General features: G+C 70.3%; 1 protein-coding gene. It reads right to left on the bottom strand.

Translation table 11 applies throughout. The annotated features are described in order from the left end of the window. The coding region (locus ACGFSH_RS34250) for a type I polyketide synthase (RefSeq protein ID WP_393355530.1) at positions 1–4200 on the bottom strand (4200 nt) is incomplete at both ends.

Raw genomic sequence — 4200 nt, 5'->3', positions numbered from 1 at the left:
TGGCGAGGTGTTGGGGTTGGGTGTGCAGGACGGCGGCGCAGACGCGGGTGACGAGTTCCCGGACGGCGGCGGCCCGTTCCACCTCAGACAGACCAGCCGTCTGTTCCCGCCACGTGGTGCCGGATGTCGTCCCGGAACGTCGTCGGGGAGCGGGGGCCATGCGTCGGAGAAGTGCGGGGAGTTCGTTCCGTTCGGCGAGCGTGGTCAGTGTGGTGCGGTCCCAGCGCACGGGTGCGAGCAGCGGGGCGTCGAGGGCGAGCGCGGCATCGAGGAGGGCGGTGCCCTCGGCGTTCGTCAGGGGGGTCATGCCGGCGGTGGTCCAGCGGGCGGTCTCGCTGCTGCTGAGAGTCGATCCCATTCCCTCGGCCCACAGTCCCCAGGCGAGTGAGGTGGCCGGGAGCCCTCGGGCGTGCCGGTACTCGGCGAGCGCGTCCAGGAACGTGTTCGCGGCGGCGTAGTTCGCCTGGCCCGAGGAGCCGAGCAGGCCCGTGACCGACGAGTAGAGAACGAAGGCCGCCAACGGTTGGTCGAGGGTGGCCCGGTGGAGGTTCCAGGCCGCGTCGACCTTGGCGGTCAGCACCGGGGTGAGCTGGTCGGGCCGCAGACTGGCGAGCGTCGCGTCGGACACCGTGCCGGCGGAGTGGACCACGCCGGTGAGGGGACCGGTGGCCGTGATCTCGTCGATCAGTGCACGTACGGCGTCGAAGTCGCTGACGTCGCAGGCGACCACGCTCGTGGGAGTTCCCGCGGCCGCGAGTTCCTCGACCAGTTCACGGGTGCCCGGTGCGTCCGCACCCCGTCGCGACACCAGTACCAGACGGCCAACGTCCGGCCGGCCCGCCAGGTAGCGGGCGGTGACGGCGCCCAGCGCCCCCGTCCCGCCGGTGATGAGGATGGTGCCGTGGGTGAAGTCGGTGGTCGGGTTGGTGGTTTGGGGGGTGGTGGGGGTGAGTTGGGGGGTGAGGAGGGTGTTGTTGTGGAGGGTGAATTGGGGGGTGTGGGTGGTGATGGCGTGGGTGAGGTGGTGGGTGTCGGTGGGGGTGAGGGGGGTGTGGGGGAGGTCTCCGTGGGTGATGGTGTGGGGGTTTTCGGTGTGTGCGGTGCGGAGGAGGCCGGTGAGGGCGGTGTGGGGGAGGTGGGTGTGTGGGTGGTGGGGGGTGGTTGCGGTGGTGGTGAGGACGGTGAGGCGGGTGTCGGTGAGGGCGGGTGTCGAGAGCCAGGTCTGGAGGTCGGTCAGCACGGTGGTGGTGATCCGGTGGAGGGCTCCGATGACGTCCGCGTCATCCCCACTGGCGTCCACGTCTGCCGTCGGGACTCGGTAGAGGACCACGGCAGGGACGGGGGCGCCGTCCGCCAGGGCGTCGAGGAGCGCGCCGAGATCCGCATAGTGGGCCCTGACCCGCAGCAGTCGTTCGGCTCCGCCGATCTGCACCCAGTCCGCGTGCCCGCCGTCCCCCTCTTCCTCCGCCTCGTCCTCCGCGGGAGCGAGGGGTGTGCCCGTGTCGACCGGCAGCCACTCCATCGACGACACGGCTGTTGGTGGTGTGAGGGTGTGGGGGTCTGCGGTGGCGAGGGTGAGGTGGGTGATGGTGAGGGTGGGGGTGCCGTCGGGGGTGTAGGCGTGGAGGGTGTGGGTGTTCGGTTTGGTGGGGTGGGGGGTGGTGTGGATGTGGAGTGTGGTGGGGGGTTGGTGGGTGGGGTGGGTGGTGACGTCGGTGAAGGTGTAGGGGAGGCGGAGGGGGGTGTCGGTGTCGGTTGTGGTGGGGGTGATGAGGGGGTGGAGTGCGGCGTCGAGGAGGGCGGGGTGGATGTGGTGGCCGTCTGGGTTGGTGTGGGGGGTGGGGAGGGTGACGTGGGTCCAGCCGGTGGTGGGCCAGTGGTTGGTGAGGCCGCGGAAGGTGGGGCCGTAGTGGTAGCCGTGGTCGGTGAGGGTGGGGTAGAAGGCGGTGAGGTCGGCGGGTTGGCCGAGGTCTTCAGTGGGTGGGGGTGTGTGGGTTGTGGGGGGTGTGGTGGTGAGGGTGCCGGTGGCGCGCAGGGTCCAGGCCTGGTCGGTGGTGGTGTCGGGGGTGCGGGTGTGGATGGTGAGGTGGCGTTGGTCGTCGGTGGGGGTGTCGACGGTGAGCTGGAGTTGGGCGGGGAGGGTGATGGGGGAGTGGAGGGTGAGTTCGGCGAGGTGGGGGTGGTCGAGTTGGTCGCCGGCGTGGAGTGCGATGTCGAGGAGTGCGGTGCCGGGCAGGAGGGTGGTGCCGGCGATGGTGTGGTCGGCGAGCCAGGGATGGGTGCGGGTGGTGAGGGTGGTCGTGAACAGGTGGCTGCCGTCGGGTTGTTCACTGGATGCGGCGAGGAGCGGGTGGTCGGCCGGGCCGAGTCCGATCTGTGTGGCGTCGGTGCGTGGTTCCGCGGCAAGCCAGTAGTGGGTGCGGGTGAAGGGATAGGTGGGCAGGGGGGCGGGGGGTGTGTCGGTGGTGGGCCAGGTGAGGCCGTGGGGGGTGGCGGTGTGGAGGGCGGCGAGGGCTTCAGCGAAGACCTGACTCTGGTCGGTGCGCGGGTTCTGCGTGGCGATGCAGACGGTGTTGTCGGTGGCGTCGGCGTTGTCGCTGGTGTCAGCGGCGGGTTCGTGGGTGCGGGAGTCGAGGGTGGTTCGCGTGAGGTGGGTGAGGGTGGTGTCGGGTCCGATTTCGAGGTAGGTGGTGACGCCCAGGTCGGCCAGGCTGGTGATGCCTTGGTGGTAGTGGACGGCGGTGCGGGCCTGGGTCGCCCAGTGGGTTGGATCGGTGAGCGTGGTGGCGACCTGTCCCGTGGTGTTCGTGATGACCGGGATCGCGGGTGCGTGATGGGTCAGCCGGCGGGCGGCCTCGGTGAGGTGGGGCAGCAGCGGGTCGAGGTGGCGTGAGTGGAAGGCGCCGGACACGGTGAGGGTGCGGTGAGAGATCTCCGCGGCATCCAGATCCTCAGCCAGTGCGGTGAGTGCGTCGTGGGTGCCGGCGAGGGTGGTGTGGTGGGGGGAGTTGTGTCCGGCGACGTCGATCTCGGGGTGGCGGTTGAGGATCTGGTGGAGTTGCTCGGCTCCCGCGTTGGCGCTGATCATGCTTGTGTGGGTGGGGAGTTGTTGCATGAGGTGGGCGCGGGTGGCGACGAGGGTGACGGCGTCGTCGAGGGTGAGCACACCCGCGGCGTGGGCCGCTGCGAGTTCCCCGATGGAATGCCCCATCAGGTAGTCGGGGGCCAGGCCGTGTTCGGTGAGGTAGGCGAACACCGCGGCCTCGAAGGCGAACAGTGCGGGCTGGGTGTACTGGGTGTGGTCGAGGAGCGCGGCGAGTTCGCTGCCGGGCTCGGCCCACATGACGTCCAACAGCGGCTGGTCGAGGTGGGTGTCGAAGCGCGCCGCGATGTCCGTGAGGAGGTGAGCGAACCGGGGGTGCGTTTCGGCGAGGGCGCGCCCCATACCCGCGTACTGCGAGCCCTGGCCGGTGAAGAGCACGGCGAGTTTGCCGGTCTGTGGGGTTCCGGTGGTGAGGCCGGGGTGGGTGTGTCCGGTGGCGAGGGCGCGGGTCTGGGTGAGGAGTTCCTCGCGGGTGTGGGCGTGCAGGACGGCGCGGTGGGTGTGGTGGTGGCGGCGGGCGAGGGCGTCGCCGATGGCGCTCGCGGTGAGTTCGGGGTGGGCGGCGGCATGGTCGGCCAGACGCTCGGCCGCACGCACCAGCTCCTCTCCCGTCCGCCCCGACAGCACCCAGGCCCTGCGCTCGGAATCGGGACCGTCGGTGACGATCGTCGGCTTCTCACTTCGAGCCGGGGGTTCTTCGATGATGACGTGGGCGTTGGTGCCGCTGATGCCGAAGGAGGACACGGCGGCGCGGCGCGGGGCGTCGGTGCTGGGCCAGGGGCGCGCCTCTGTGAGGAGGCTGATGGCCCCTGTCGTCCAGTCGATGTGGGGGGTGGGTTCGTCGGCGTGAAGAGTCGCGGGTAGTTGCTGGTGGTGCAGTGCCTGGACCATTTTGATGATGCCGCCGACGCCGGCGGCGGCCTGGGTGTGTCCGATGTTTGATTTCAGGGAGCCCAGGTAGAGCGGACGGTCGGCATCGCGTTGCGATCCGTAGGCGGCCATGAGGGCTTGGACTTCGATGGGGTCGCCGAGGGTGGTGCCGGTGCCGTGGGCTTCGATGGCGTCGATGTCGTCGGGGGTGAGTCGGGCGTTGGTGA

The sequence above is a fragment of the Streptomyces sp. NPDC048481 genome (assembly GCF_043200075.1).
GTDB lineage: Bacteria > Actinomycetota > Actinomycetes > Streptomycetales > Streptomycetaceae > Streptomyces.
Note: the sequence above shows the minus strand (reverse complement) of the source record. Positions and strands in the feature narration are given on the sequence as shown.